General features: G+C 49.2%; 18 protein-coding genes, 1 tRNA gene and 1 pseudogene. 2 read left to right on the forward strand and 18 right to left on the reverse strand.

What is annotated here, in order from left to right; all coding sequences use genetic code 11:
- Positions 1-23: 23 nt before the first annotated feature.
- Positions 24-389: pseudogene (locus tag CBW65_RS25425) on the reverse strand (PAS domain-containing protein); the annotation flags it as partial.
- Positions 390-603: 214 nt separating this feature from the next.
- Between CBW65_RS25425 and CBW65_RS19930 the strand changes: the two are divergent.
- Positions 604-2,217 (forward strand): ABC-F family ATP-binding cassette domain-containing protein, encoded by a 1,614-nt coding sequence (locus CBW65_RS19930; RefSeq protein ID WP_087458344.1) that lies wholly within the window; start codon positions 604-606, stop codon positions 2,215-2,217.
- 118 nt (positions 2,218-2,335) lie between these two features.
- On the opposite strand, the gene CBW65_RS19935 is transcribed toward CBW65_RS19930, so the two are convergent.
- The 13 genes from CBW65_RS19935 to CBW65_RS20050 form a co-directional block, all read right to left on the reverse strand.
- Positions 2,336-2,599, reverse strand: coding sequence for a hypothetical protein (locus CBW65_RS19935; protein ID WP_198299670.1), 264 nt, complete (start codon positions 2,597-2,599; stop codon positions 2,336-2,338).
- Positions 2,600-3,698: 1,099 nt separating this feature from the next.
- Entirely contained in the window at positions 3,699-4,427 is a 729-nt protein-coding gene (istB, locus tag CBW65_RS19940; protein ID WP_087455364.1) for an IS21-like element helper ATPase IstB, read from the reverse strand.
- A complete protein-coding gene (gene istA / locus CBW65_RS19945) occupies positions 4,424-5,923 on the reverse strand; it encodes an IS21 family transposase (RefSeq protein WP_087455348.1) in 1,500 nt (499 codons plus the stop codon). The genes istB and istA overlap by 4 nt, the downstream gene beginning before the upstream one ends.
- Before the next feature lie 207 nt (positions 5,924-6,130).
- Positions 6,131-6,469: a DUF7668 domain-containing protein gene (locus CBW65_RS19950; protein WP_087458345.1), complete on the reverse strand. Its 339-nt coding sequence runs from the start codon at positions 6,467-6,469 to the stop codon at positions 6,131-6,133.
- Positions 6,470-6,701: 232 nt separating this feature from the next.
- Entirely contained in the window at positions 6,702-7,430 is a 729-nt protein-coding gene (locus CBW65_RS19955; protein WP_157722081.1) for a hypothetical protein, read from the reverse strand.
- Between the two features lie 18 nt (positions 7,431-7,448).
- Positions 7,449-14,618: a polymorphic toxin-type HINT domain-containing protein gene (locus tag CBW65_RS24385; RefSeq protein ID WP_198299671.1), complete on the reverse strand. Its 7,170-nt coding sequence runs from the start codon at positions 14,616-14,618 to the stop codon at positions 7,449-7,451.
- A 219-nt stretch (positions 14,619-14,837) separates the two neighbouring features.
- Positions 14,838-15,548, reverse strand: coding sequence for a restriction endonuclease (locus tag CBW65_RS20020; protein WP_087458347.1), 711 nt, complete (start codon positions 15,546-15,548; stop codon positions 14,838-14,840).
- A 12-nt stretch (positions 15,549-15,560) separates the two neighbouring features.
- Positions 15,561-16,733, reverse strand: a complete 1,173-nt coding sequence (locus tag CBW65_RS20025; RefSeq protein ID WP_087458348.1) for a DUF3800 domain-containing protein — start codon at positions 16,731-16,733, stop codon at positions 15,561-15,563.
- Positions 16,734-16,927: 194 nt separating this feature from the next.
- Complete coding sequence (locus CBW65_RS20030) at positions 16,928-17,590, reverse strand: hypothetical protein (RefSeq protein ID WP_087458349.1); 663 nt, start codon at positions 17,588-17,590, stop codon at positions 16,928-16,930.
- A gap of 23 nt (positions 17,591-17,613) precedes the next feature.
- The gene (locus CBW65_RS20035) at positions 17,614-18,201 is read right to left on the reverse strand and encodes a matrixin family metalloprotease (RefSeq protein WP_157722083.1); all 588 of its coding nucleotides are present in this window, start codon (positions 18,199-18,201) and stop codon (positions 17,614-17,616) included.
- A gap of 477 nt (positions 18,202-18,678) precedes the next feature.
- Positions 18,679-19,962, reverse strand: coding sequence for a helix-turn-helix domain-containing protein (locus tag CBW65_RS20045; protein ID WP_087458352.1), 1,284 nt, complete (start codon positions 19,960-19,962; stop codon positions 18,679-18,681).
- 165 nt (positions 19,963-20,127) lie between these two features.
- Entirely contained in the window at positions 20,128-20,259 is a 132-nt protein-coding gene (locus tag CBW65_RS25185) for a hypothetical protein (RefSeq protein WP_269767967.1), read from the reverse strand.
- Positions 20,259-21,440 carry a helix-turn-helix domain-containing protein gene (locus CBW65_RS20050; RefSeq protein WP_087458353.1) on the reverse strand — a complete coding sequence of 394 codons (1,182 nt, stop codon included), beginning with the start codon at positions 21,438-21,440 and terminating at the stop codon, positions 20,259-20,261. The genes CBW65_RS25185 and CBW65_RS20050 overlap by 1 nt, the downstream gene beginning before the upstream one ends.
- Before the next feature lie 446 nt (positions 21,441-21,886).
- Between CBW65_RS20050 and CBW65_RS20055 the strand changes: the two genes are divergently transcribed.
- Complete coding sequence (locus CBW65_RS20055; RefSeq protein WP_087458354.1) at positions 21,887-22,534, forward strand: hypothetical protein; 648 nt, start codon at positions 21,887-21,889, stop codon at positions 22,532-22,534.
- 145 nt (positions 22,535-22,679) lie between these two features.
- Here the strand turns inward: CBW65_RS20055 and CBW65_RS20060 are convergent, their stop codons facing one another.
- The 4 genes from CBW65_RS20060 to CBW65_RS20075 form a co-directional block, all read right to left on the reverse strand.
- Positions 22,680-24,155, reverse strand: a complete 1,476-nt coding sequence (locus tag CBW65_RS20060) for a hypothetical protein (RefSeq protein WP_157722084.1) — start codon at positions 24,153-24,155, stop codon at positions 22,680-22,682.
- A gap of 153 nt (positions 24,156-24,308) precedes the next feature.
- Positions 24,309-24,385, reverse strand: a tRNA-Pro gene (locus CBW65_RS20065).
- A 169-nt stretch (positions 24,386-24,554) separates the two neighbouring features.
- Positions 24,555-25,322, reverse strand: a complete 768-nt coding sequence (locus CBW65_RS20070) for a fumarylacetoacetate hydrolase family protein (RefSeq protein WP_087458356.1) — start codon at positions 25,320-25,322, stop codon at positions 24,555-24,557.
- A 66-nt stretch (positions 25,323-25,388) separates the two neighbouring features.
- Entirely contained in the window at positions 25,389-26,768 is a 1,380-nt protein-coding gene (locus CBW65_RS20075; protein ID WP_087458357.1) for a hypothetical protein, read from the reverse strand.
- Positions 26,769-26,794: the final 26 nt, after the last annotated feature.

Raw genomic sequence — 26,794 nt, forward strand, 5'->3', positions numbered from 1 at the left:
CTGGATTGGAGCAGCGTTTCGCGCTGCGTGATGTCGGTAGCCACTTTCACTACCGCCTCGACGCGGCCATTGTTGCGCACCGGCATGTAGGTGGCTTCGAGTATTAGCGAACGACCGTCTTTCGTGCGGCGTTCAATTTTATCCTGAAAGGCTTTGCCCTGGCGCAGTTCCCGCCAGAACTCCTCATATTTGATGCTGGTTGCAAATCCCGGCAAGCAAAAGATCCGATGATGCTTCCCGACCAGTTCCTCCGCCGTGTACCCCATCGCCTTGGCGAAATTATCATTCACCCATTTTACAGTGCCCTGCGTGTCAAACAAGATGATCGCCAAGTGGCTCTGCATGGATGCTAAAATGTCCTCTTCCCGAATCGCGCTTACCTGTGTCATATACTCACCCTTCCCCCATGGAAAACCCTACTAGTAAACTATGACACAATATGCGAGAAATGACATGTAGTTTTCATATTTTTGGATTATTTAATTGATTTAGTATACTGGAACTCAGGAAACGAATGGCAGTATAACACAAGCAAAAATTGTTCCATTATGATATAGTATTTGTTTGACAGGATAAAAAGAAGAAGGACGGTAATGCAAACCAATGATCAGCACAAACGGTGTAACCTTACGATATGGTAAACGCGCTTTGTTTGAAGATGTCACCATCAAGTTCACCCCGGGCAACTGCTACGGCCTGATCGGTGCGAACGGAGCCGGGAAGTCGACTTTCCTGAAGATCCTCTCCGGCGAGATCGAACCGAGCGTCGGCGATGTGAACATCACGCCGGGCGAGCGTCTGGCGATCCTCAAGCAGAACCACTTTGAATTTGATGAGTTTCAAGTTCTGAAAGTCGTCATCATGGGTCACAAGCGCCTCTATGAAATCATGGAGGAAAAAGACGCGATCTACGCAAAAGGTGACTTTACCGAAGAAGACGGCATGCGCGCCGCTGAACTGGAAGGCGATTTCGCCGACCTGAACGGCTGGGTGGCCGAATCGGAAGCGGCAGAACTGCTGCAAGGTCTCGGCATCCCGGTTGACCTGCACGACAAACAAATGATCGAACTCGACGGCAGCCAAAAAGTCCGCGTCCTGCTCGCACAAGCACTGTTCGGCAACCCGGACATCCTGCTGCTGGACGAGCCGACCAACCACTTGGACCTCGCGTCGATCAAGTGGCTGGAAAACTTCTTGCTGGGTTATGAAAACACGGTCATCGTGGTTTCCCATGACCGTCACTTCCTGAACCAAGTCTGCACGCACATTGCCGACATCGATTTTGGCAAAATTCAGCTGTATGTGGGCAACTACGATTTCTGGTACGAGTCCTCCCAGCTGGCACTCGCCCTGCAGCGCAACTCGAACAAGAAGAAGGAAGAGAAGATCAAGGAACTGGAAGAGTTCATCCGCCGCTTTAGCGCGAATGCCTCCAAGTCCAAGCAGGCGACTTCCCGTAAGAAGCAGCTCGATAAGATCTCGCTCGACGACATCCGTCCGTCGAACCGCAAATATCCGTTCATCGACTTCAAGCCGGAGCGTGAAGCGGGCAACGACATCTTGACCGTCGAAGGTCTGACCGTGACCGTTGAAGGCGTGAAAGTGCTCGACAACATCTCCTTCACCGTGAACAAAGGCGACAAGATTGCCCTGGTCGGCCCGGACGAACTGGCCAAGACCACCCTGTTCAAAGTGCTGGCTGGCGAGCTTGAGCCGGACAGCGGCGAGTTCAAGTGGGGTATCACGATCACCACGGCGTACTTCCCGAAAGACAACGCCGAGTATTTTGAGACCGACCTGAACCTGGTCGACTGGCTGCGTCAGTATTCGAAAGAGCAAGATGAGACCTTTGTGCGCGGCTTCCTCGGCCGCATGCTGTTCTCCGGCGAAGAGTCGCTGAAAAAAGCGAACGTCCTCTCCGGCGGCGAAAAAGTGCGCTGCATGCTCTCGAAGATGATGAACGTCGGCGCAAACGCGCTGATGCTCGACGAGCCGACCAACCACTTGGACCTCGAATCGATCACCGCCCTGAACAACGGCCTGATCAACTTCACCGGCTCGATGCTCTTCGTTTCGCATGACCATCAGTTTGTGCAAACGATCGCGAACCGCATCATCCAGATCACTCCGAACGGTCTAATTGACAAGCAGATGACTTATGATGAGTTCTTGGAAGATGACCGTGTGAAGGAACAATTGGAGAAGATGTATAGCTAATTCACTCCGCTTCGCGGATTGGGAACCCTTTTCTATTATGGAAAGGGTTCTTTTTTATATAGCGCAAAAAAACGACAGGATTTCTCCTATCGTTGTGGTGTCGTAATGTTTGGTAGGCTCAGTCATTTAGGGCGGTCACCCATATCTTGTAGACATCAGGTCCAGATTCATTAAAATCAATTTTAGTATGGACATCCAATCTAGGTGTCGGCGTGTTAGAACGTATCAGTTCAAATACTAATGAATAGGCAATTTTTTCATAAGTCGTGATGTATCCGCTGTAAAGATTGCCAATCTCATTGTAGATGACATTATAAGCCCACTCATGCGATTCGCGTATCGTATCAAAAGTCTTTCCGTCTTGGTACCACTGTATGGACATTCCCCACTCCTCCTGAATTTTCTTCATGGAATCACGATTAGATTGACTGAGTATGACGACAGTTAGGAAAACGGGAGCAGTCGTAATATGACAGGTCTTGTTTGTTTTTGCGTATTACTATGGGATGACCACTCTTGCAGATGACTTCGCGCGTGGCGGCCGCTTCGTTGCGAGCTACTCTTTGCTTTTGCTTGCACGGCTGGTATTTGTTTAGGCTCGTCTGCGGTAATCTCTTCCTTTTCCTCTAGTGGGAATAGAATCACCTGCGTACGGGCCAGGGCTTAGTGTGTCAGCCTTTAATTTACTTGTAGCATCACAAAGCTCATTATGCACCCAAATTTTCAAATCGGATACAAAGTATGAGTGGAAGTTTTCTACACTGAAATTATAGACAGTTAGTCTTTTTAACCTCAATGATATGGATTTCCAAAAGCATACCAGAAGCAGTCTGCAATGGGCTCCCGGTTGGAGATTAGCTGCGCGCACCTCACACGCTGTGCTTTGTTGAGTAGATGAATACTTGTAATACCGATAAGAATATTGGCTTTTAACGGTATTTCTCTCCTGACAGATCATCAACTTACCCGGGGACGAAGATTCCCTATATTCAATACCAGATTCTAGTTTCCATGAAAAGAGACCTGCCACGAATTGGCAGGTCCCACATTACTTCGACATAATTTTACTGTTTAGTGTTCATGCGTGCTCTCGGTCTAGAAAGACCTCTGAAATCTTACGAATCGTCTCCTGATTGTACCACCCACCAATCGAGTAGGAAGTAGACAATATCTCAGAGACCAACGTATCAATCTATTTTTCTTCTTTGGTAATACAACGTTTTTCCAACTCCTCTCTTAGCACATTTTTTGCGGACTCAATATCTTCGTTAGACGGTTCGTACAACTATTTCACCGACCTTCTATAATCGGATCAGATCATCGATTTTTATTGACTTAATAACTACTTGTGTAGCATCAACTGACCCAAATTGAGGGGAATCCTCTGTAATTGGTTCCAGATGTGCCGCACGTTGTGTTTCGCAACTAAAAAGTGCAGAGTGTCGCGGCCATTTTGTGCATAGCACCGCCAACACCGAAATTTATGAATTTACGCTCGATAGAGCATGGCGCAAGCGATAACTCTCGCCCGTGAAGCCCAGAATGTGCGCGTGGTGAACCAATCGGTCCACCAGCGCTTTGGTCAATCGTGTATCACCGAACACGCTGTTCCACTGTCCAAACTCCAGATTGGAGGTCACGATGAGACTTCGCTGCTCGTAGCATTCCGAGATGACGTGAAACAGAAGTTCAGCGCCCGTTTGGTGAAACGGTACAAAGCCCACCTCATCCAAAATCAACAGGTCACACTTCATCAGTTCCTTATGAAATCTCGTCAAAGTCCCGCTTTCATGTCTTTCCAGCAATTTTCCAACCAGCTCCGAGACACGGTAAAACCTCACGTTATGCCCCTGCCTACAGGCTTCCATTCCTAAAGCAATTGCCAGATGGGTTTTCCCAGTTCCCACCTTGCCCAACATCAAAATGTTTTCTTTATGTTTCAGAAAGGCGAGTTCTCGTAACGACTGCTCCGTGCAATGATTTGGAAACGTGACTTCCTCAAAGTTGTACCCTTCAAACGTTTTCAAATGCGGGAAATTGGCGCGTTTCAACAGTCTTTTCATCTTGCTGGACTCACGTCCTTGGATCTCCGACTGCAGGATTGCCAGCAAGAAGTCAATCCGATTCTCGAACGGAACCGAATCGTAGTTGCTCATCACATGCGCCAGATGGAGCGTTTTGCACGCCTGCGCCAACATCTCTGTATTCATAGTGTCACCCCCAGCAGGTCGTTGTAATTAGCCAAGTCACCGGGATGATAGCCTTGAATCTCTGTCGGGGTGTGTAGCTCTTGGAACGGTTCAGGATGAAACTCAGGATGCCGTTTCTTGTACAAGGCGTGCTCTAGAGCCGTTTCAGCGCGAGAATCCCAAGGCATGAGTTCGTGCAGGCCATCGGCGATCTCCTCCATCGAATAGTTCTCCAACAAACGTCTCACAAGTGACAGGCGTGCCTTACAATTCTCCGACTCCACTTCCCTCAAGAAGCGTTTCAGGGTCTCGGGCATCATCGACACAAAGGTCGAGTATTTGACGGAACGGGGGCGCCGCTTGAGCCCGTCCAAAACGGCTCTCCACTCGACTTCTATCGTCTTGTCCGTATAGGGGCGCGGAAACTCGAAGATCTTGCTGTAAGATTCGTCCAATACCTCAATCCGATCCCACTTGACCTTGAGCAACACACGCTGCTCCGCTTTGCATTGCGGGAGTGGATACTTGACTTTCTCGAACGACAGTTCACGATATTTGTTTAATCGGCCTATATCCAGGCGAAAGACTTCGAGCGGTTCTAATGGCAGGGAGTAAAGCATTGTCTGCTCCTGTCGCCATAGATCGTCCACCTTCTCCTTCTTCGCATAGTGAATGCGTTGACGATCCTCCCTAGATTCCTTTTCCAGATGTTCAGCCAATTGGTCGAGCGATTGAATTATGGGGATTGGGACACACCAATTCCTCCTGCCGTAACCGACCTTGTTCTCTACATTTCCTTTCTCGTTGCCACTTGCCACATTGCAGAAGACTGGTTCGAAACGGTAATGAGCACAAAACCTTGCGAACGCATCAGTCGGCTTTCGGTCACCGTTCTTCTCAATGGATGCAACCGCTGCCGCGAGGTTGTCAAACCAGATTCGTCGCGGTACACCACCTATTTGCTCAAAGAGGCGCTTCAAGGCTTCGAGGAAGCACTCGCTATTTTCCGAAGGAACAGGGAATGCGAAAGCAGCGTTGCTGAATGGGAAAGACGCTGTAAGAATCTTGCGCTCCACCAACTTCCCATTCTGCGAAACATGCGCGGTTCCAAAGTCCACCTGGGCTTCGCCACCTGGATGCTCCAGCCGTTCGTAACTCTTCGCTCGTTCATGGGCGTAAGCCGCCCGCCATTTGGACACGTACTCCTGTACCGTTCGTTCGCCGCCATTAAATCCATGCTCTGTTTTGAGACGGTGGAAGACCCGCCGAGCGGTGTGGCGCTGTTTGCGTGGAAGAGCCTCGTCATCCATAAGCCATGTATCTATGATTTCGAGAAACGGACCGAGAACCGGATAACGTCCGAATCGTTTTCCAGTCGTCTCGTTCCAATCGTCCTTGTCCGCATATTTTTTGGCAGTTCTCCAATTTATGTCCAATCGTTCTGCAATTTCGGTAATCGAACACCCTTCGTGTTCGCGCAAAAATTTGATATACTGTTGCTCAGGCACTTTCAACATCCTCTCGATCCCCCTTGGTCGTCGCAAACCGTAGGGTAAGATAGTAGATCGATGTTGGCAAGTGCTTTTTTAATGCCAAAATGTCGCGGGCAAAGTCTGCACTTTTACGCCGCGACATTCTGCATTTTCATTATGCGATAAACAGCACGTCCCCAATCCCCCTGCGTCCATACATTCGGGTTGGATACGAAGACTCCCTCAAATATATTACAGGACGTGTAAGTCTATTTTGATTTCCACAACCTTTTGTTCTTGATCATCGACAGTGACATCACATGTTAGAGTGAGAACACTGCGGTGATTGTCAATCCACATATCGAATGCAATTGCGAACTCTGAACCTCGGTCCAACCTTAGCATCCGACATGTATTATAAGCTTCTTCCGGTGGGATTGTTAAAGTACCTCCATACTCTTGTATCCCCTCACGAATTTCCTCCTCAGTAAGACGTCCTATACGATTGCTTTCTGTAAGCAAATCGTAGCGACCATTAACCAAATCAACCACTAGGTCCCTTAGTGCCTTTTTTACCTCGCTCTCAATCACTTTCTTTACCTCCTACTGTTCCCGGGTATTCTTGTAGGAGTATCTAGTGTTACTCCTAATTCCCCCTTAAAGTACTCATCGGCACGCCTTACTTCGAATTTTGCTTAATCAACGGATAATCCTGCTTTTCTCAAATGGTTGCCGGACAAGATCTCATTTCCATAAAGAAACAAGCTGCCACCCGTAAGTGTCAGCTTGCCTGAAAAAAGCCTGGTGTATCAACACAGAACGTCTACTCAAACGTTACTTTTACTGCCCACATGCGATCACCTTTTTTATTTACCAAGGCAACTTCATCTGTTGAAAGCCATTTCAGTTTACCTAAATGTTTGGCATACGCAAATTCGTCTGGTAGTTCCTCGATAACCTTTTTTCTAATTATTTCTCTACCGCTTTTTTCCTTGATAAGAAGTGAAATTTCCATGCTCTGCAAATCATGTTCACAAAGAACTTCCGCAAAATAACTGCTGTCAGGACTTTTCAATGGTTTTTTCCAAACCCATTGATTTGTATAATCCAATTCCTGAATCAACTTATTAACACGGTCAAATAAATCACTATCCCACCCTTTCTGCTCACAGATTTTGTAAACACCATTCATTAGAAGTTCGAGTGCCTTCTTCTTTTTTTCTGATTCACTTAATGGGATAAATGAAGTGTAATCAAAGTGATTTCGAACATGTAACACTCCTGAAATGTTCACAAGTCCGTCTTCAATGGGGGAATCAACACATTCCACGATAATCTTCCAACAATCTTCAGTTTTCATTTTACCGAAGAGCCTTTCGAACATCGCTGTTATGCATCGAGTCTGTAGCCTGAAAGTATGTCTCTTACACTTCCAGTTCAACTCATAGTCTAGTTTTGTCGCCTCGTTAAATGAGCAATTCCTCTCCTTCATAATATCTGCGACTTTTTGTTCATTCATCATGTATGGCATATCTAAATCAAAATCACTCAAGAACACTGTATCAACTCCTTATTCCTCCCAGGGCTTAGGTCTTTGATGTCTATTCATTGAATTACCGTTTTCCCAAAGCTCTTGCGCATTGTTACGCTCCCATTCTAGAGCATCTTGCCTATTAGGAATCTGCGGTGCAACAACATCGGCCTGGTACTTTTCGTTCCCAGCTTGTTTATTCCACTTATTCACTTGCGAATTTGCTCGTGGAGAAGATCCATTTTTATTAAGTTTTTGCCCACTTATTCCTGTTTTGACGACATCGCCCGTCTCTTTTTCAAATATCTCATAACCATGTTGTTCTTTCGTACTGGCTTTACTATTACCGTGAATTAAGCTCTTTACAGCATCACATTTTTCGTTATGTACCCAAACTTTGAGATCGGACACAAAATACGAATGGAAGTCTTGGACGCTGAAGTTGTAGACCTTGGTCTGCTTCTTTGCGACCTCAATCTTCCGAATCTCCAGCAACATCCCCGAAGCGGTTTCCAGCTTGTCACCTGGCTGGAGGTTGACGGTGCGGACCCAGCCTTTGTTGTGGACGTAGAAGGGGTGGTCGTCAGTGGCCTCGACGGTTTGGTTGTCGAAAGTGATGGTATAGACTTCTTCGGCAACGCGGCTGAAAGTACCTTCTACTGATTGGTAAGTGACTTCTCCGGTAACTTCGTCTTTGGCGAGGACTTTGTCTCCCGTTTGGATCTCTTCGATCGGCTTGGGGCCGTCTTCGGTCTCGACGAGGGTTCCTTCTGGGAAACAGTTACACGTCTTCTTCGCGACTTTGGCCACTTTTATTGCGGTGGCGGCTGCCACACCTGCGGCGAGACCTACTTTTAACGCTCCTCCGCCTGGGATGACTGCGGTGACGCCAGAGACGGCGCGATCCCAGAAGCCGAGTTTTTCACCTGTAATCAGATCGTAGCCAGTGATGGCTTCGACGGCAGACTTGATGTTGCCTAAGACCGGTATGGAGTCGACGCCCATCGCGATGAGTTGGAACATCGTCGTTATCTCTGCTGGTGACATGCCTGCCTTCTCGAGCAGGGTCGCGATCCGGCCGTCTTTGTTCATCCACGGCGGAAGCGGCGGCGGTTCTACTTCGTCCGGGTTGGGCGGTGGGAGCGGGTCTGGAGGATACCAGCCGTCGTCGTTGCTGCCTGTGCCACCGCCGCCTCCGCGGTTGCCCCAGTCGTCGGGGTTGGGGGAGTAGCCGCAGCGGAGGTCGCCGTTGTCGTCTTCGTAGCACGGCGCATGGCCGCTTGGGTCGGTGATGTTGATCGGGTTGTTCAGGGCGTACGCGTAACGGTTCAGCGTCTGCGGGAGATCGCCGAGACCCGTCCAGCTGTCTTGTGTCGTGAAGCGTCCGACAGACGGGCTGTACCAGCGGGCGCTGTAGTCCATCAGGCTGGCTTTGATGTCGTAGCTTTTGCCGGTTAGACCGACTTGGTTGTACGGCGTCCACAATTGAGTGAACACGCCGCCGAACGCATCGTAGCGGTACTTGAGCACTTCGCTGCCGAGGTAGTCGGTCAGATCGGTGACATTGCCCATGCCGTCATAGTGGTAGAACAGGTGGTGCCCGCGGTCGCGAAGGTTGCCGAGGTAGCCTTGCTCTTTGCGGCCTTGGAAACCAAACATCATGCGGGAGACGACTTGGTCATCCGCACCACGGTAGTACTGGGCGAACGTTTCGCCGGTCGCACCGTTGTATTCGCTGAGCAGGTTGTTGCCGTCGTAGAGGTAATTGGTCAACTCTTGCTTGAGGTGGTAGTTCTTGATCACACCGCCTGTGCCTGCGGTGGTGCCACTTGCATTGCTGTTGTTCCCATTTCCGTTGCCGCGGCCGTTGGCGTTGCCGTTGCCCGGGTTGGGGTTTTTGTCATGTCCGTAGGCGTTGCCGTTATTGCCAGCTCCGCCGGCAGCCGTGCCTGTACCGCCTTGGCCCATTGAGGCGCCGGGGCCGTTCAGGTCGTAGTACTGCTCTTCGCGGGACACTTTGCGGCCGAATGCATCGTAGTCGTAGTGGACGTACGTCTGATCCGGGTAGTTGACTTCAGTGAGCAGGTTGTCCGCGTTGTATTTGTAGCTGACCTGGCCGTACGCGGTCATTTTCGAGGTCAGGTTGCCGTTGGCGTCGTAGGTGTAGCTGTCACCGTCGACGTCGGTCAGGCGGTTGGCTTTGTCGTAGCTGTAGGTGACAAGGCCGTAGTCGTCGGTCATGCTGGTGCGGTTGCCCGCTGCGTCGTAGGTGTAGGTGACGCGCTCGACCGGGTTCAGGAAGAAGTCCGGGTCTTCCGGGACGTAGTTGGCCGGATAGCCCAGCTCCTGCAGGATTTGCGGCGAGTAATCGCTGATGTCGGCGCCAGTGCGCTTGTTTTTGCCGTACGCATGGCCGTTGCCGTTGCTGTTCGGATTTTTGTCGCCGCCGTTGCCTTTTCCGTTGCCATTGCCCGGCGTGTCGGATTTGCCGCCGGAATTGCCGTTTCCGCCACCGTTGCCATTGCTGGTGCCAGTGTCAGGTTTTCCGCCGCCGTTACCATTGCCGCCGGGGGTTTTGACTTCGCCGGTGCCAGCGTTGTTACCGCCTTTGGCTGCTTGCGGGACGGTTGGAGCTGCGGTGTCGACATCGCCGGAACCGTCTGCGCCGTCCGGGAAGAGCTTGCTCAGCGGCGGGGTGTAGTAGGTGTTGCGGATGGTTTTGATTTTTTCGATCGGGTAGAGCGCTTCGACCACGCGGTTCAGCTCGTCATAGGTGAACTTGGTCACCGCGCCGTCTTCTTCGGTCTGGGTCAGGATGTTGCCGAGACCGTCGTAGGTGTAGTTAAACGTCGACAGCACGCCGGTCGTCGTCTTCGTGTGGATCTTGGTCGGACGGCGGTTGTGGTCGTAGGTGTAGGAAGTGACCGTCTGGTCGCCGCCTTTGATCTCCGTCACTTGGCCGTACGGGTCGTACGTATACGAGGTGACCAGGCCTTCCGGGTCGGTCATCGACTGGATCTGGCTGCGCGAGTCGTACGTATAGGCGATGACGCGGCCTTCCGGGTCGGTGAGCTTCGTGCGGTTGCCAACTGCGTCATACTCGTAGGCAACCGTTTTGCTCAGTTGCGGGTTGGTGACTGCGGTGATGCGGTTGAGCTGGTCATACGCGTAAACTTCTTCCAGCGCGCCGTTTTTCGCGCGGGTCAGGCGGCCGATCTCGTCGTATTCGAAGACGGACGGCGTCTCGCCCTGGTTTTGAATCTGGGTCAGCAGTTGGCGCTCATCGTACACATACTCGGTACGCTTGCCGAGCGCGTCGATGCGGGCGGTCTGATTTCCCATTTTGTCATACTCAAAACGGGTGATGCCGTTTTCACCGTCTTTTTCAGACATGACGTTCGACATCGCATCATACGTCCAGACGGTGGTCTGGCCGAGCGGGTCGATCTGCTCGGTCTGGTTGCCCATCGCGTCGTAGCGGTAGGCGGTGACGCCTTTTTTCGCATCGGTGACGGTGGTCAGGCGACCCAGTGCATCATACGCGTAGGACGTTGCCACGCCGTTGGCATCGACCATGCCTGTCACGTTGCCCATGGCGTCATAGGAGGTGGTGGTGACCTTGCCTTCGCGGTCTTTCACTGCCACTTCGCGGTTGGACGCATCGTAGGTGTACTCTTTGGCCACCCCGTCATGGTCGATCTCGCGCAGCAGGTTGTTCTCCCCATCGTACTCGTAGCCGGTGGTAAAACCGCCCGTGTCGGTCGTTGCGGTGAGGCGGTTCAGCTTGTCATACGCCAGCTTCGTCTCGCGGTTCATCACGTCGACGATGCGGGTGAGGTTGCTATTTTTGTCGTATTCATACGTCGTCTGCTGGTTGAGCGGATTTTTCACCGCGGTCAGACGGTTGGCATCGTCATAGACGTAGCTCCACGTCTGCTCCAGCTCGTTGGTGCGGGTGAGCAGGTTGCCGTTCTTGTCATACGTCAGCGCCGTCTTGTAGCCTTTCGGATCGGTCACTTCGGTCAGACGGCCCAGCGCGTCGTACTGGTACTGGGCAAAATGGCCGCGCGGGTTGGTCTTTTTGGTCAGACGGCCCAGCGTGTCATACTCAAATTTCGTCTCGCCGTTGCCCGCGTCTTTCTGCAGCATGACTTGCCCGACCAAATTGTACTCGGTGCGTTCGGTCGCGCCGTTGGGCAAGCGAACTTCGGTAAAGCGGCCTTGCGGGTCATACGTGTAGGAGGTGACGCCGTTTGCTTTGCCGGTCACCGTCAAAACGCGGCCCAGCGCATCGTACGTGTAGCGCGTGGTGTGCTTGAGGAGGTCGGTTTCCGAGGTGAGCTGACCCAGCGCGTCGTAAGCAAACGCGATCTCGCCGTCCGGCGTGACCGTTTTGGTCAGGCGGTTGGCTGCGTCATATTCATAGCGCGTCTCATGATTGCGCGAGTTGGTGAACGACACCAGATTGCCCGCTGCATCGTATTGGTAGCGCACTTTCAGGTTTTCGTCTTTGACCACTTCGGTGGTGCGGGCGGTCAGGTCGTAGTTGTAGGTGACCTTGTGCCCTTTGGGATCTTCCACGCCGGAGAGACGCCCGGCATCGTCGTAGGTAAAGGTGTAGACGTTGCCCAGTGGATCTTTTTGCGTGAGGATCTGCCCGGACGGGTTGTAGGTGTAGGTCGTCGTTTTCCCGCGCGGGTCTTTGGTCGAGAGCAGCTGACCTTTTTTGTCATACGCATACTCGGTCTCGCCGCTGGCTTGGTTGATCTGCTTGTTCATCCGGCCGGCTTCGTCGTATTCGTAACGGGTGGTTAAGCCGCCAAATGTCTCGGAGGTCTTGTTCCCCGTCACATCATACGTGTATGTCGTGGTGCGGTTCAGCGGATCGGTGACCGACTCCAACTGCCCGATGACGTTGTATTTGTAGCTGGTCACTCGCCCTTCGGCATCGGTGACGGTCAGCGGGTTGCCGAGATCGTCGTAGGTGTAGGTCTCGGTGCGGCCGGCCTGGTCTTTCTTGGTCAGCACCTGGCCGTCGGCGTCATAAGTGAAGGAAACGCTTTGGTTCTTGGCATCGGTGACCGTCTCCACGAGACCTGCCGCGTTGTAGGCGTATTTCGTCTCCTGCTGCAGCGGGTTGATCTCTTTGGTCACGCGGCCCAGTGCGTCACGCTCGTAGCGCGTGGTGCCTTTGGGCGTGGTGAGCGCGGCAACGTTGCCGTAGATGTCGTACTCGTAAGTGGTGGCGATGACGCCGGTGCCGGATTTGCTTTCCAGGCGGCCGTTTTCATCCCATTTGTAGGTGACGGTGCGTCCGCCCGGATAGGTGGCCGAAGCCAATTGCCCCAGCGGCGTGTAGGTGTACGACGTGGTGCGGTCGCCCGGCTCAATTTTTCTCGCCAGTTGGCCCAAGTCGTTGTATTCGTACTCGGTGACGTTGTTTTGCTCATCGAACTCGCGCACCAGGCGGCCTTTGTCATACTCGGCCCGCGTCTTCAGCCCCATCGGGCCGGTGGTGACGGAAGGCTTCAGGTTGCCGCCTTGGTATTCCATCGTTAAACTCTTGCCGCCCGGGTACTTCACTTCCTTCAGGCGGTTGGAGTTGTCGTACACGAAAGCGGTGACCTGCCCTTTGGGGTCGGTCATGTCGGACAGTTCAGCATAGTCGTTGTAGTCAAATGTGCTGACACGGGAGGCGTTGTCTGTGCGGGACAAGACCACCTGCCAGAACCACGACACTTCGTTGGTCGTGACTTTACCGCTCGGCTCTTTGACCGACTGCACAGCGCCGCGGTCGGTGTAGGTGTATTCCCAAACTCCGCCGCCCGGCTGTTCGACGCGGGTCGGCTTGTCGAACACCGCATGGTATTGAATGCGCGTTTCACGGCCCATCGGCTCGACGCGGCGGGTCATGTTGCCTTTCGCATCGTATTCCATCGTTGTGGTGCCTTTGGGTGTCGTAAGCGTTGTGACTTTGCCGTCCGCGTTGTACGCGTAGGACGTGGTCGTGCCGTCCGGGTCGACTTTTTGCGCGATTTTCTTGTTGGCCCCGATCGTGTAGAGCGTGCGATGGCCGTCAAAATCGGTCCGGGTCACGTTGTTGCCCGCATAGACGTAGGAATAGATCGTGCGTTTTTTCGCATCTTTGATCGCGGAGACTTTGCCGCCGCTGTATTCGAAATAGGTGGCCACTCCGTTTTCCGCACGCGAGGTGATGCGGTGGCTGCTGTCGTAGGTGTATTCCACCTTCGAGCCGTCCGGACGGGTGACTTTCGTTAAGTTTTCATTGGAATCATAGCCATAATAGTAAACCAGTCCGCCAAGATCGGTGACGCTGTATACGAGGGACGAACTGCCCTGGTAGCCAAACGCCAGATAGGGGCGGGTGTTGCCTTGCAGTTTCTTCATCCGGCCCTGCTCATCATAGTCGATAAACATGGTCAGACCGGTCACATTGTCCGCATAACGCAGCAGCTTGCCGGCTGTCTTCGGCGCGTCGGTGCGCCACTTGGCGTAGTAGCCGTGGAACGCGTAGTTCGTGCCGCCCAGCGGTTCGCGGAGCAGATAATCGGTCGGCCCACGACGGACGAGTTCCTTTTTGTTGGAGGCGTCTTGCGCCGCGTAGCTGCCGAGGTGCAGCGGATACCAGATCGTATCGTCGCCGTCATACGTCTCGACGATCATGTCGGGATCGTTTTTCGTGTAGACGTACGATTCGGTCGTTCCGTTCGCTTGCAGGTCGGCCATCGCAAAATCAGCAAAGATCTGCAGCCGTCGCTCCTGCGGGATCGACCAGCCGTGGCCAAACATCGTCTCGTTGTCCGTCTTGTCACTGGTGTACGAGCGGGCGATTTCCAGCGCCGGTCCATATGCCGAATAGGAAAAATCTTTTTCGGTCAGCACCAACGCCCCGGTGGCGATGTTGACCGGCTCCTGCGGCGTCACCGGCGCAGGATCTGCCACATCGACGATCGGCGTGTTGCCCGTGCCGCCGGTGGTGTGGTTTTGCCCGCTGACGGCGGAGCGCATGATGTCCCCGGCCGGGTCGAACGTCTGGCCGTTTTCCGGCAGCCAATCGAGCAGCGGGTCCCACTCGCCCCCCGTTGCCGCAGCGCTCGCCGGTGTGCCAAAGCCCTGGAGCAGGGATGTCACGACAAGCGTTATGATCAAAAAGACCGATAACAACTGCCGTTTGAGTCGTTTACCCATTCCTTTTGTCCCTCCCATGTTTAGGTATAGATAGGTAATAATGCCTACTACCTTGTTCGTCATGGAGTGACAAAGTCCTACATAGCGATTAGCCAAATTAAAAAAGAGCCAACTCTGCATTCACACGCAGACGTTGGCTCTTTTCATGTCGCTTAAATAGTCGTAAATACAACCGCCGCAGCACAGCCAGCTATGAACAAGACATGTTCATGATCATCATTAGATTGACTGGGTGTGCCGACAGTTTGGGAACTTGGAGCATCCGTAAAATGGCATGCCCTGCTTGTTCTTGCGGATCACCATAGGCTGGCCGCACTTGCAGATGACTTCACGAGTGGCGGCGACTTCGTTGCGAACGACACTTTGCTTTTGCTTGCGCGGCTGGTATTTGCCCCAAGCAGCTAACTTACGCTCAACAATACCTCCGTGCCAGTAATCAACATGGAACTGTTCGGCCTCTTTCTTAGCAGGCTCTGTCAGGTCGGATGTTGTGATGAGCAGAGTTAGGACACAATTATGATTCCGCTTCGCTCCGACCAGTTCCCGCACGGTCTGCACCGGCACCTTGTTATGATCCGCATACCGCTTCGCCTGCACCGCCGTGCGCTCTCCGCGACGGTCCACCAGCACCAAGTCCACTCCGCCGTCATTGCCGCCTACACCTGTTTCCTCGACTTTGTACCCCTGATCGCGGAAATAGAGCGCGAGCAGGCGTTCAAACTCGAATCCAGAAAGTTCTTGCAACGGAGTCTGCAAAATGGTCGCATCCTGGCGTACTTCGGTTGAGGGGCTGAGTGTTGCTTTCACTTTAGGTGGAGCGGTACGTTGTTTGTTACGGCCCTTCCTTTTACGTCGTTTCCGATTGGTTGCTCGTTCCAGCAAAATTGAGAGTGCGATGAGACCACCAATTACAATCCAAGACAATTCCATGATTCGACCCCTTTATTTTGCTAGCACCATGATTTTCGTCATTTCATTACTTGTGCTTAGAATATTCCCAAGGTCAACCCCAAGCAAAGGTAACACAAATCTCGCAAATTCATCCTTATGGTTGCTGCCATTCTGTTCGTTCAAAACTCGATTCAAACACCCGGTAAACAGATCTGCAATCTGAACAAAAATACTCCAATGTGACTCGACCGCATCAAAAAGATTCAGTTTTAGCTGATCATCATGGTTTACCTTGAAATGGAGTTGCAGCTCTTGCTCTATTTTTGTCAGAGTCAGGACATCGACTCCATGATCCGCATCCTTGTAAAAATCAACGTATCGAGGTAAGGCTACTCTGTGATCCTCAATCTCCTGTTGCAGCCCTGATAACACCAATTGATAATGAAGTTCACTTACCACATCATCAAGATGTCGGGAACGCTCCAACTGCGTTTTATCAATTACGATTGCCTTAAAGCTCATCATATCGGATAAACGAACAACTTCTTGAAAGAAATCTTTGTAAAGATCTAACTGATGTTTCCGCATTTCGGTAAAATGAAATTCATCTTCCGGTGCCACACCTTTTCTCGTTTTCCACTTGGCAAAGTAGTCCCTGACCTCATCCTCGCGACCGCGATCAAAAATCCAGATACTGCCCACTACCAAATATTTTCCTTTTCCGCTTTTACCGCTTTCATCACAACTTATTGAAATCGTAGGGATATCCGGTTTGATCGATACCTGGGCTCCCCGCTCGAATTCCTCTTTATTCTTTCGATGTCTTTGTATATCTGCGGTAGCTTGAAACAAACCGAACTCATTTTGGATCTTCGCCCTTGCACGAGCTAAGGAGGTTAGCTTCTCAAAGGTGTAGAGTTTTTCCGGATCAAACATGCTGTGTGCGTTAAAGCGTTCCGGATGATACGTTTCCCAGTATCTAAGTTGCAGCGTAATATCTGAATTTCTAGCAGCGGGATAGCGATGTAAGATATGCGCGACTTTTGTGATCAAGTGAGTTCTGTCGCCGGTGGCGAATCTCTTTAAGAGCAGCGCCTTTTCCCTTGCCCGTTTTTGAAGTCTCTCAGGTGAAGCTCCTTTGGAAGAGTGTACTTTTCTCTGCGAATTCTGCGAATCAGCATCAAACAGACTTAGTTGCACACCTACATCATTGAACTTTTCCATAGCACTCACCTCAATTCACTTGACGTTAGTAAAAGTCTAACATGGTAAATCAGGTCAGTCTAGCTCCACTTAATTATCAAAAAAACGTCCCCTGCTCAGCGTTGAACAGGAGACGATATCTCGATGACCCTTTGCTGATCCAGACCGACAACCTGGAAATCAGGGCGCACGTGATTACAACCTTCGATCTAACTCTAAGGTTTGTAAATTTTAGGATCTGCCAACCTCGGAAGTTTCTTATACTTTTCCAGTTCTTCAGAAATCTCTAACGGCAGCGTTGCGGCTGTGATTTTATCTTTGCCGTTGCTGAATCCTTCGCCCACTTCTTTTGTGAACTTCCCTTGTTTCATACCAGTCAGCACATAGTACCGCTCGTCCTGGCGCGCATTGTCACTGTCATCTTCGCGCAGAAAGAGTACGACGTCTTCATTCAAACTAAAGTCCGGGAACCCCTCTGACTTCCATTCCACATTGTCAACTTTCCCTTTGTCAATCCGAACCGCTATTTCCTTCGTACTGTACGGCTTGCCTTTGAACACTTTTCCGACCTTCACGATCACATCGGTTTGAATCACGTTAGAAATGTTCTGTCCTCGTTCGAAATTGGGATTCGACCATTTGCTGGGCAGAATATCTTTTACCTTCCCAGCGAGAATGACTGTCGATTCGCCAACCAGTTCCGTCTTCGATTTTTCAGCGATGATGCCTGAGATTTGTACTGTTTTGATCTCCGCTTCTGGTGTCTTCGCACTTTCCCCAGTCACCGCCGGAGCTGCTGCAGGCATGAAGAGATAATACCCGGTCAAACCAAGTGCAAACATAGCAGCAAAAATGGCGAGTTGCATTCGTTTCCCCATGATTCGTTCCTCCTAGAGATCCTTTACTTTTTGTACGGACTCGGAGAGTACAAAAAGTCGATGCCGTTTCTGTCATCCTGTTCAATCGTCCGCTTCTTCGTTTCCCCCTTCGGAGATGTGCCGTACATCGTGGCTGCTGAATCGGAACTGTGGTCGAGTCCTAAAAGATGACCGATCTCATGAGTGATTCCATTTCCAATGTCATAGGCGTCCAAAGAGCCATCGTTTTTCCAAGGATAGGATGTATTAATGTCTATGTCCGCCTCCACTGTGTGATTGGTGGAATCTACTAAAGATGCTGTGAGCATCAAATAGTTGCCAGTACCTCTTTGTCCGCTGGTAATCTGGTTGCGATTGTTTTCCAAAGGAAACGCTGTGTTCGAGTGGTCATTCACGTTTTTTAAAACGAGGGTTCCTTCCCCCGCGCCATTCCATGTAATACATGATGTATAGATTGCGGATTTTGTTTCTGTAGCGAAGCCACTATAGGCATACACTTGTGTCGGTACAGAAACAAGACCATAGTTTGAATAAGTGAACGCGGCTGCCGTCGCTGAACCTAATACAAGTCCTGCTGAACCAATCATGATTGTAATCAAAGTTTTTCTCATCATCAACCCTCCCCTAATGTTCCCTTTATTAACATTATCAAAAATAACACTTCAAAACAATGTTTTTCAAAATAAAAAAGCTGACAGAAACAACCTGTCAGCTTCACGATTATTCGATTGATTGGGTGTGGTGGCTCGACTACCCTCTATCGCCATTCATGTTTCGCTTCCGCATGAGATTCCAGACACCACCGACTATGGCCGCAGCGATGAAGAGATAGATAGCAATTTGGATGATAGAAAGAATCAACGTATAACTCACAAGAGCGACGACTCCCTTCAGGGAATATTTCTTAGAGTGACACACCCTGCTTGTTTTTGCGGAGCACCATCGGATGGCCGCACTTGCAGGCGACTTCGCGTGTGGCGGCAACTTCGTTTCGATATGCACTTTGCTTTTGCTTGCGCGGCTGGTATTTGAGAAACTTTCGAATCGGCCACTCTTTTGATACTCACAAAGGATCATGACAAGCACGATCACAATACGATCCCACGCCGTTCTAGTTGCCCGATCAGGTACTTGTGAAACCGCTCTAGTCGCTCATATGCTTCCTGGTGCTCCCCCTTGTCGGTAAGGTATCGGCAGCTAAGAATCGTTATCTCCTCCAGCTCGGCTACCTTTCCGTGCTGCTCATAAAGTTTCAGCGCGTTCTCAAGGTACTCCTTCCCTTTTTTCTCGTTATTTCGGTAAAAGTTTACAAACGCCAGAACTCGATTGACTTTCCCCATCGTGGGATCAGTTTCTGAGAGAGTCGCTTTCGCTTTCTCAGCGTAAGAAGAAGCTTGGTCTAATTCTCCATTTTCTAGGCATATCAACCCGACGTCGGCATATACCTCGCCGCTCTTTTGCTTTTGTCCACGGCGCGTATACGTTTCCGCAATCGTCAGCAGTTCCTGAATAATAAGCTTCCAATCGACTGACCCGCGATGAAGCATGATTAAGCGATGTTGCAGATCTTGCTTACGATCTTCATTCGCTTGTTCCTCCAACAGCACCAATGCCTTTGACGCATACTCTTCTGCTTTTTCATAGTTTTTATGACGATTATAAACCTCGGCGAGTCGCAGATAAATACTTCCTCGATCTTCGCTGTTGCATTGACTCAGCAACAATGCCCTTTCATAATTCTTGGCCGCGTCCTCTACTTTTCCGGACTGCTCTTGGAGGGAAGCCTGTTGCATCAAAATCTTTACTTGCAGGTCATCATCGATCTCCTGTGCCTTCTGTAACTCTTCCCATGCCCGATCCATGTAGAAAAGAGCAATCGGAAGATTATGCTTCAACTCAGCAACCTTGCCTTGATTCAGTAGCACCACTGCAAGTAAATGTTGATCTTGACCATAGCTGGTGATCTGATAGAGCTGATTCAAAAGCTGTTCCGCTTCCAAAACGTCCCCCGCCCCCAGATGACAAAGGGCTAGTTCCAGCAGCAGATTCTCTTTCGGAATCCGATGCACTGCGGTTTCCAAGAGATTTTCGAACAAGAGGATCGCGGCTCCATATTCCCTGGCCCGCACCATGCCCATTGCCAGTTTGTATTTGCTCGAAGCTTCCAGCTCTAACGTTACCCCCTTTATAAGCTGTTCAAGCGGCGCATCAAGACGATTTGCGATCGCCACCAAGACTTTATAAGAAGGACGCGCTCGATCCGATTCAATTTGAGAAACCATACTCGGCGTAATGATGCCTTTTGCAAGCTCGATTTGGGTGAGACCTTTTTTCAAACGCAGTTCGCGAATACGTGTACCAAGCGAATTCATTTAATCACCCCTGTATGTATTAACGTGTTATAAACACAATAAACCACCTCGCATGACATGAGATGGTTTATTGTGTAAATTTTTGGTCATCCATTTAGGGGTGACAATTGTCACTTTGAAGATGTGACAATTCACAGCCATATAGAGATTTATGAGGAGGTCTACCTACCCATAAATCGCAATGACCCCTGCCGGTTGTGGTGGTCTAGTATCAGCAATTTTCTGGCTGCCCTGGGCATTGCTAAATACTACTATGGTAGCAACTACAAAGAGGCTCAAAACCAATTTTCTCTTCATCATAGCTCCTCCTCGTCAAGATATTCACTTTTTGTATGAGAAAAGATTCGTACTTTTTCATAGTATCTCATGGTTTGTTCCGCGTCACCTTTCAAGTAAAAATACTCCATCAAGCACTTACTCGCAATGTAACGAACACTCGTGCTTGCGCTCGTGTCATTGATAACAGAATCCGCAAAGGATGGCTCATCCTTTGCAACTGCGTACATGACTTTTATCTTCGCCCAATATTCAGGATACTCTTTTGCTAGTGCGGTATATTCATCAATAATCTGAACTGCAGATTGATAATCCTTCAGCTTCATAAGCGTTTTCACATAGTTTTTCACTACATGTACGCAGATGTCGTCATGGCTCTTTACATGTTCCAAGGCAGATGACAGTAATTTCTTACACTCGTTGAAGTTACCGAAAAGAAATTCGTAATGCCCCACATTAAGGAGTGCGGTTCCGATCTGCAAAGGATCTCCTGTCAACTGAAAGAGTTCCAGCGAACGAATTGCATGTTGTTTGGCTCTTTCCACATTACCGCGGTCTTCCTGCATTTTCATCCTAGTGTATTGCGCCATACCCAGTTTCTCATAGTCTTCTGCAAATTCTTTTTCCACAACAACAAGCAAGGACTCAATATTGCTGTATTCTTTCGAGATTGTGCTGGTTAACATTAAGTTTGTTGTCACAAGATGAAGAAGGCGATTTTCGTTATATTTTTCTTGCAGTTCTTTTGCATATTCGAGAGTCTGAATCCAGGTATTATGTGCTACCTCATATTGCTCCTGCACATACTGTACTCTACCTAAGTCGTGAAGCCTAAACCCACGCTCGGTTGCTCCTAAAGCAACTTCGACCAATTCAGCGGCAATTGCATGAGTGCGAAGTAGTACCGGCTTTGTTCTATTTTTAGACTTGAACAGGGCCTTTACTTCTTCGTGTTGCTTATATGTATCCGTTTGTTTTAAGCGTGCCATAGTGATGCCCAATCCGTTTGCTATTTCCTCAATTTCAGATGGTGAAACGGGCCGTTCCCCAACCAAAATCAAACGTAACGTCTCACGGCTCATATTAAGGCGAGATGCAAATCCCCGGATTGTTTCGCCCTTTTCGTCCATAATTTCTAGTATTCTACGAGCTATACTCATGTTTTCCATTTCGGTGGTTGTCTTGTGTTCGGCCGTACTCATCTATATCTCCTCCATGAGCGATTGACAGTCAATTATTAACAACGAATCAAATCACACTATTGGATAATTATAACTAAAGAGAAGAAAATAGTCCATGATTGGTGATTACAAGATTCAACATGTCAACTTCTTGGTCTCTAAAAGTAACTAAAAAGAGTGCGATCAACTAAGCTATATGGTTAAAAGATGGCGTTATACCTTTTCTAAGGCTGACGGATATTGCGACTAAATTTCGATGATTGAGGATATGTGGTAAGGAATAAACTGTTCGAGCGCTTACTTATAAATAGGAACAAGCCTCGTACGGGACAATTGTCGATCAAGTAACGGCCAACATTAGCGTTTGAAACATTATGTAGTTCTGACAATACTAAATTTACCCAAACGTCTCTTGAGGTTAATATTGTACTCCCTTATACTTAGATTACATTGGAAGGAGGGTTTTTATGTACGAAGGAAAAATTTACATCGCACCAAATTACACGTTATCTCATTGCAAGGATGTTTTTTTCAACTTGAGCGCAAGCAGCACACCTGAGAAATGGGCAGAAGCGTTAGATATTTTTCAAGATAGAATGAATGCTCGTTTCTTTAACGGGATAGAAATCTTATCACAATATGGAGAAGGAGAGCATTGGGAGCACAATCTAAGTTTCAGTATAATAGCACTAAATTGTCTACTCATCGAGACATTGCAACAATTCTATGATGGATTAGAAAGTACACCTCCTGGTCAAAATGGTAGAGCATTTAGCAAATTTTTCAGGTTGAGCAAACATTTTGATTTCTCGCCAGATATTGCTAGTGTGTTCTACAAAAACGTAAGAAACGGAATTCTTCATCAATCAGAAACAAAAGGCCATATTGCCTTATCTTTTTCAGTATTCGCCCCAATGGTTGAGATAACTAATGGTTGGGTCGTATTCAATGTAAAACGGGTTAGTGATGCATTGGTTAATGAATTTATGGATTATATCCAGCGACTTCGTGATCCAAATGAAAAAGAACTACGTTCAAATTTTGTCACAAAAATGAGGTCAATTGTCAATAAGGCAGATGATCAAGACATCTCTACAAATCGCAATAGACTTTGATCAAACTTTATCCGTTTATAGCGAGTTATCGTTCCTCTCAACACAAAACGCGCTAAGACCTAGTCTCGGCGCGTTTTTCACACGAGCATAATTAACACGTGATACAAAACTAAGATATCACTCGTTCTTTATACAATTCCATTCCTTATATTCTCATCATTTCGTCTTCTCCCCAATATACGGTAACATCACTATCCTCCGAAACCTTAATAGCAAGTCCGAATTTAGAACCACCTAAGGCTGCCGAAGATCGCGCTCCTCTGATACCTTTTACTCCCTCACTTTTAATCATCTCACCATATGAAATCAAATTAAAATAAGGGTCTAATATAACGGCCCCATCCACTGAGGAAATCAATTGTAAATAATAATTATCCATATCATTGATATTAATTAGATATTCACCGTCTCGAATTGTTTTTTCGTAAAATTTTAGTGATATTCCTTCGTTACGCAAAAGTTCTTTAAATTTTTTGTTATAAATTTCGAGTGATTTCTGATCTCGCCTAGTTCTATAAAGCATATCTTTTACTTCTTCTTTAAGGATAATAAATAGAGAACCGATATTCTCTGAAGCATTCCCTTTGATAGTGTTGACAAAATGACTTACTTTTGCAACGAGATCTTTTATAAAATCGAAATCCCCCATAAGCGAAGAACTTAAATAAAATAATTTCTTTTGTACTAAATATAGTAACTCAACTATCAGAATAAGGAGAAGATTATAATCCCTCAACTTCCATCCCCCTTCTGAATGGGTTAACATATAGTTATTAGAGAAGTTCCAATTAACATTCCTGTTTTCAATATCAATATAATGGTAATCGCATTGCGATTTTTTAAACCGTTCAATCGCCTCTTGGGGAATATCATAAGACTCCTCGAAAGTACGAATAATAGCTTCGTTAACATCAGGGAAGTCAGTTAACTTTTGTTTACTATCTTCGAAAATAGCTTTAACATAGGATTTGATAAGTAGTTCATGTCTTGTTGCCTCGAATACATCAAATTTAGAAAAGATTTCTTGTTTTATACTTTTTCCTTCTTTTCTTTTCTTTGCCAAGCCAGTTACTTTCAACTCATCATTTACAACCAATGCTAAAGATTTACCATCTATTATTTTCCTTATTAACTTGTCACTATCGATCAAAGTTTTAAGATCTGTGACGTCGTCAAATGGAATATAATCCAATTTCATTTTATTTAACCTGTTTTCAGTTTTAGCCCTTGTTCTTTGAGGGAAGTAAATTATCCCAAGACTAACAGATTCATTCTCATATGTCTTCAAACTAATCTCCTTGAGAGATTGAACAAACTTATAAATATTTTCTATTGAGGTTTGAGCACCCAAGTAACGAATAATATCAATAGATATTTCTTCTAGCAAAGTTGATGAATATCGGGGATGCACCTTGTTTTCTTCATAATAGTTTTCAAGTACTCTATGAGCAGAAAGTACTTGTGGCTTGAGAACATCACTAAATGTACTCAGAATGATCGAAGGTACTTCACAATAAAATTCAACTTCTTTGGAAGAATCACCGATAATAAATTCAATGTCATATCCAAAAAAGTCAACCATCTCTCGCTTGTAAGAATTGAAGAACTCCAATTTCTCCACAAAACCACATCCCTTTATGATATTGTGTTCCTTTCTCATTATACCTTCAACTCTCAATATTTTTCTATCTCTTCTCATCACAACTTCAGTCTTATGGCAGCAATTGCCTAATAAGCAAAAAACGCCTATCCATAAAGGATAAGCGTTTTTAAATGGTCGGAATAGCGGGATTCGAACCCACGACCTCACCCACCCCAAGGGTGCGCGCTACCAGGCTGCGCTATATTCCGAAGATGATATGTGGTTGTGTGGTGCTGCGCCTTTTGATGGGCGCAAGAGTGATTATAAAGGAATACTGAGTCGAATGCAAGGGGGTTCTTAGAAAAAGTGAGGGACTTCTTGTTGGAAATCCCTCGGCTTCCGCTTGCTTGCTTCACTATATGCATGGAGCCTGCTGCATTATGCCCTGACGCGGTTTGTCAGCGTTCCTACGCCCTCCAATGTGATCTCACAAAGGTCACCCTTCCGCAACGGCCCTACGCCCGCCGGGGTGCCGGTGGTGAGGATGTCGCCGGGTTCGAGGATCATGACTTGGGAGGCGAAGGCGACCAGCTCGTTGACGGTGAAGATCATGTCGGCGGTGCTGGAGCTCTGCTTTACCACGCCGTTGATCTTCGTCTCCAGCTGCAGGTTCTGGTAATCCAGCCCTGACACCACATACGGGCCGAGCGGGCAGAACGTATGGAAGCCCTTGGCACGCCCCCACTGGCCGTCCTTGGCTTGGTAGTAGCGCTCGGATACATCGTTCAGCACTGTGACGCCAAAAACGTGCTGAGCGGCGTCTGCGGCGCTCACTTGATAGGCACGCTTGCCGATCACCACCGCCAGTTCGCCTTCGTACTCTACATCCTTGGCAATGTCCGGCAGCACGATCTCCTCCCCCGTCCCGATGATCGAGGACGGCGGCTTTAAAAACATCATCGGCTCTTCCGGCAGCTGCTTGCCGCGCTCTTCGGCGTGGGCTTTATAATTCAGCCCGATGCAGATCACTTTCGACGGCACGGTCGGCGACAGTACCTTCACTTTCGCAAACTCATACTCTACGCCGGTCAGCACGGCAGTACGCACATAATGCCCGGCCAGTTCCCGTACTTTATCCCCATCTAAAAAGCCGTACTTCTCACGGCCCTCAGCTTCAAATCGCAGGTATTTTGCGGTCGTCGTCATAGTTCGATTCCTCCGGGTGTCTTTTTGTCACTTTGCGCGTTTTTTCTAATTCCCACGGAAATATCTTTATGACAAGAGTTTGCCCAGAAGCTCAGCGACTCCATCGATGATTTGGCTCAGACCGTCGAGAATGCTGTCCAGCCAGTTCATGTCCTCCAGACCAAGCAGATCCCCCACATCGCCTACACCAAACTCGCTGAAATTCAGAATCGGAATCCCAAACACCGGATCAACGGCAGACTCGCCTTCGACATGCTCGACCGGGATCACTTTTTCATCGTTGACCGAAACTTCATTGGGGTTGTTCATATCGACGGTCAGCACGGCCGAATCGGTCACCCAGCCATTGTCGCCGAAGACGTAGAGCTTGAAATGGCGCTTGCCTTCCGCTTTCGGCTCTTTGTAGGTGTAGATGAAACCGCCCTTCCTGACCGTCACCGCCCCGTAGCGGGCTTCCTGCAGGTCTTCTGCCTCGCGGGTCACGACCGGCTCGGCAAGCAGGTCATCGTCCTGGTACGTCACCAGGGTGTAGTGGTAATTGTCCTGCTCGCCTTCCTGATGCCACGTAAAATGCAGCTGGTAGCCCGCATCGCCCTGCTCCGAGTAGGACGCCAAGGTCAGCTCCGGCTTGGCAGGCGGCGTGAACGCCCCATCCTGCCCTTTCATCCGCGAATGGAAAAAGTCGTACAGGCCCGGCACTTCGCTCGCCAGCGGCAGGGACAGGTTCTCCTGCGGCTGCACGTTGAACATCGAGCCGTTCCAGGAGATCGCGCCGACCTCTTCTCCGTTCAGGGTCTGCTCGATCCGCGACTCGAACGGCGTCTTGGCTTTGGCCAGCGGCGATCCGAAGAGCTGAACATAGTCCTCAGCAGCCACTTCGGCCAACTGCCAGCGGTGTTCGGTGTTTTCCGTAACGTTGATGCGTTCGTCCTCGGAGAGACCGCGCATTTTCGCGTAGGTGGTCTCTTTCCAGCGTCTGTCGTCGGTCAAGGTGATGCCGTCGTGCTGAAGCGTATAGTAATGGGTGACGTGGTGACCGTATTCATGTGCCAAGGTATGGGCAAACGCTGCCGGCGTGGTGTGTTCGCTGCCGCCGTACAGTTCAATTTTGCCCGGGCGCATTTTCGGCTTGCCTTGGAACACGCCGGTCACCGTCTGAAAGATATACTGCCCGGCGACGCCCTTGCCGTGCGGATAGCCGTCATAGACCTCTAAGGCGTCGAGCAGCTCAATCTCGTCCCCGTGTGTATTCTGCAGCAGTTCCCCGTGAAGCGCTTTCAGTTTCGCTTCGTCCCACTTTGGAGAGTAACTGGTGAGCACCATCCCGTCAGGTGCCGTATAGGTGGCTTGTACCTGTTCGGCCGCCGAAACCAAATTTCCCATTCCCAGCAGCAAAAACAGAACCAAAACGACTGTGTAACACCCGCGCATCCAGTTGCGGCTCATCGGTTCCCTCCTTCGCTATGCTCAAT

Source organism: Tumebacillus avium (assembly GCF_002162355.1).
GTDB lineage: Bacteria > Bacillota > Bacilli > Tumebacillales > Tumebacillaceae > Tumebacillus_A > Tumebacillus_A avium.

Bases quoted from the DNA above. Each gene is read 5' to 3' on its own strand.
- CBW65_RS20075 (WP_087458357.1), bottom strand. From the start codon at position 26,768: ATGAGCCGCAACTGGATGCGCGGGTGTTACACAGTCGTTTTGGTTCTG.
- CBW65_RS20025 (WP_087458348.1), bottom strand. From the start codon at position 16,733: ATGGAAAAGTTCAATGATGTAGGTGTGCAACTAAGTCTGTTTGATGCT.
- CBW65_RS20035 (WP_157722083.1), bottom strand. From the start codon at position 18,201: ATGAGAAAAACTTTGATTACAATCATGATTGGTTCAGCAGGACTTGTA.
- istB (WP_087455364.1), bottom strand. From the start codon at position 4,427: ATGAATACAGAGATGTTGGCGCAGGCGTGCAAAACGCTCCATCTGGCG.
- CBW65_RS19930 (WP_087458344.1), top strand. From the start codon at position 604: ATGATCAGCACAAACGGTGTAACCTTACGATATGGTAAACGCGCTTTG.
- CBW65_RS20045 (WP_087458352.1), bottom strand. From the start codon at position 19,962: ATGAATTCGCTTGGTACACGTATTCGCGAACTGCGTTTGAAAAAAGGT.
- CBW65_RS20070 (WP_087458356.1), bottom strand. From the start codon at position 25,322: ATGACGACGACCGCAAAATACCTGCGATTTGAAGCTGAGGGCCGTGAG.
- CBW65_RS20030 (WP_087458349.1), bottom strand. From the start codon at position 17,590: ATGGGGAAACGAATGCAACTCGCCATTTTTGCTGCTATGTTTGCACTT.
- CBW65_RS20055 (WP_087458354.1), top strand. From the start codon at position 21,887: ATGTACGAAGGAAAAATTTACATCGCACCAAATTACACGTTATCTCAT.
- istA (WP_087455348.1), bottom strand. From the start codon at position 5,923: ATGTTGAAAGTGCCTGAGCAACAGTATATCAAATTTTTGCGCGAACAC.
- CBW65_RS24385 (WP_198299671.1), bottom strand. From the start codon at position 14,618: ATGGGTAAACGACTCAAACGGCAGTTGTTATCGGTCTTTTTGATCATA.
- CBW65_RS20050 (WP_087458353.1), bottom strand. From the start codon at position 21,440: ATGAGTACGGCCGAACACAAGACAACCACCGAAATGGAAAACATGAGT.
- CBW65_RS20020 (WP_087458347.1), bottom strand. From the start codon at position 15,548: ATGGAATTGTCTTGGATTGTAATTGGTGGTCTCATCGCACTCTCAATT.
- CBW65_RS25185 (WP_269767967.1), bottom strand. From the start codon at position 20,259: ATGAAGAGAAAATTGGTTTTGAGCCTCTTTGTAGTTGCTACCATAGTA.
- CBW65_RS19935 (WP_198299670.1), bottom strand. From the start codon at position 2,599: ATGTCCATACAGTGGTACCAAGACGGAAAGACTTTTGATACGATACGC.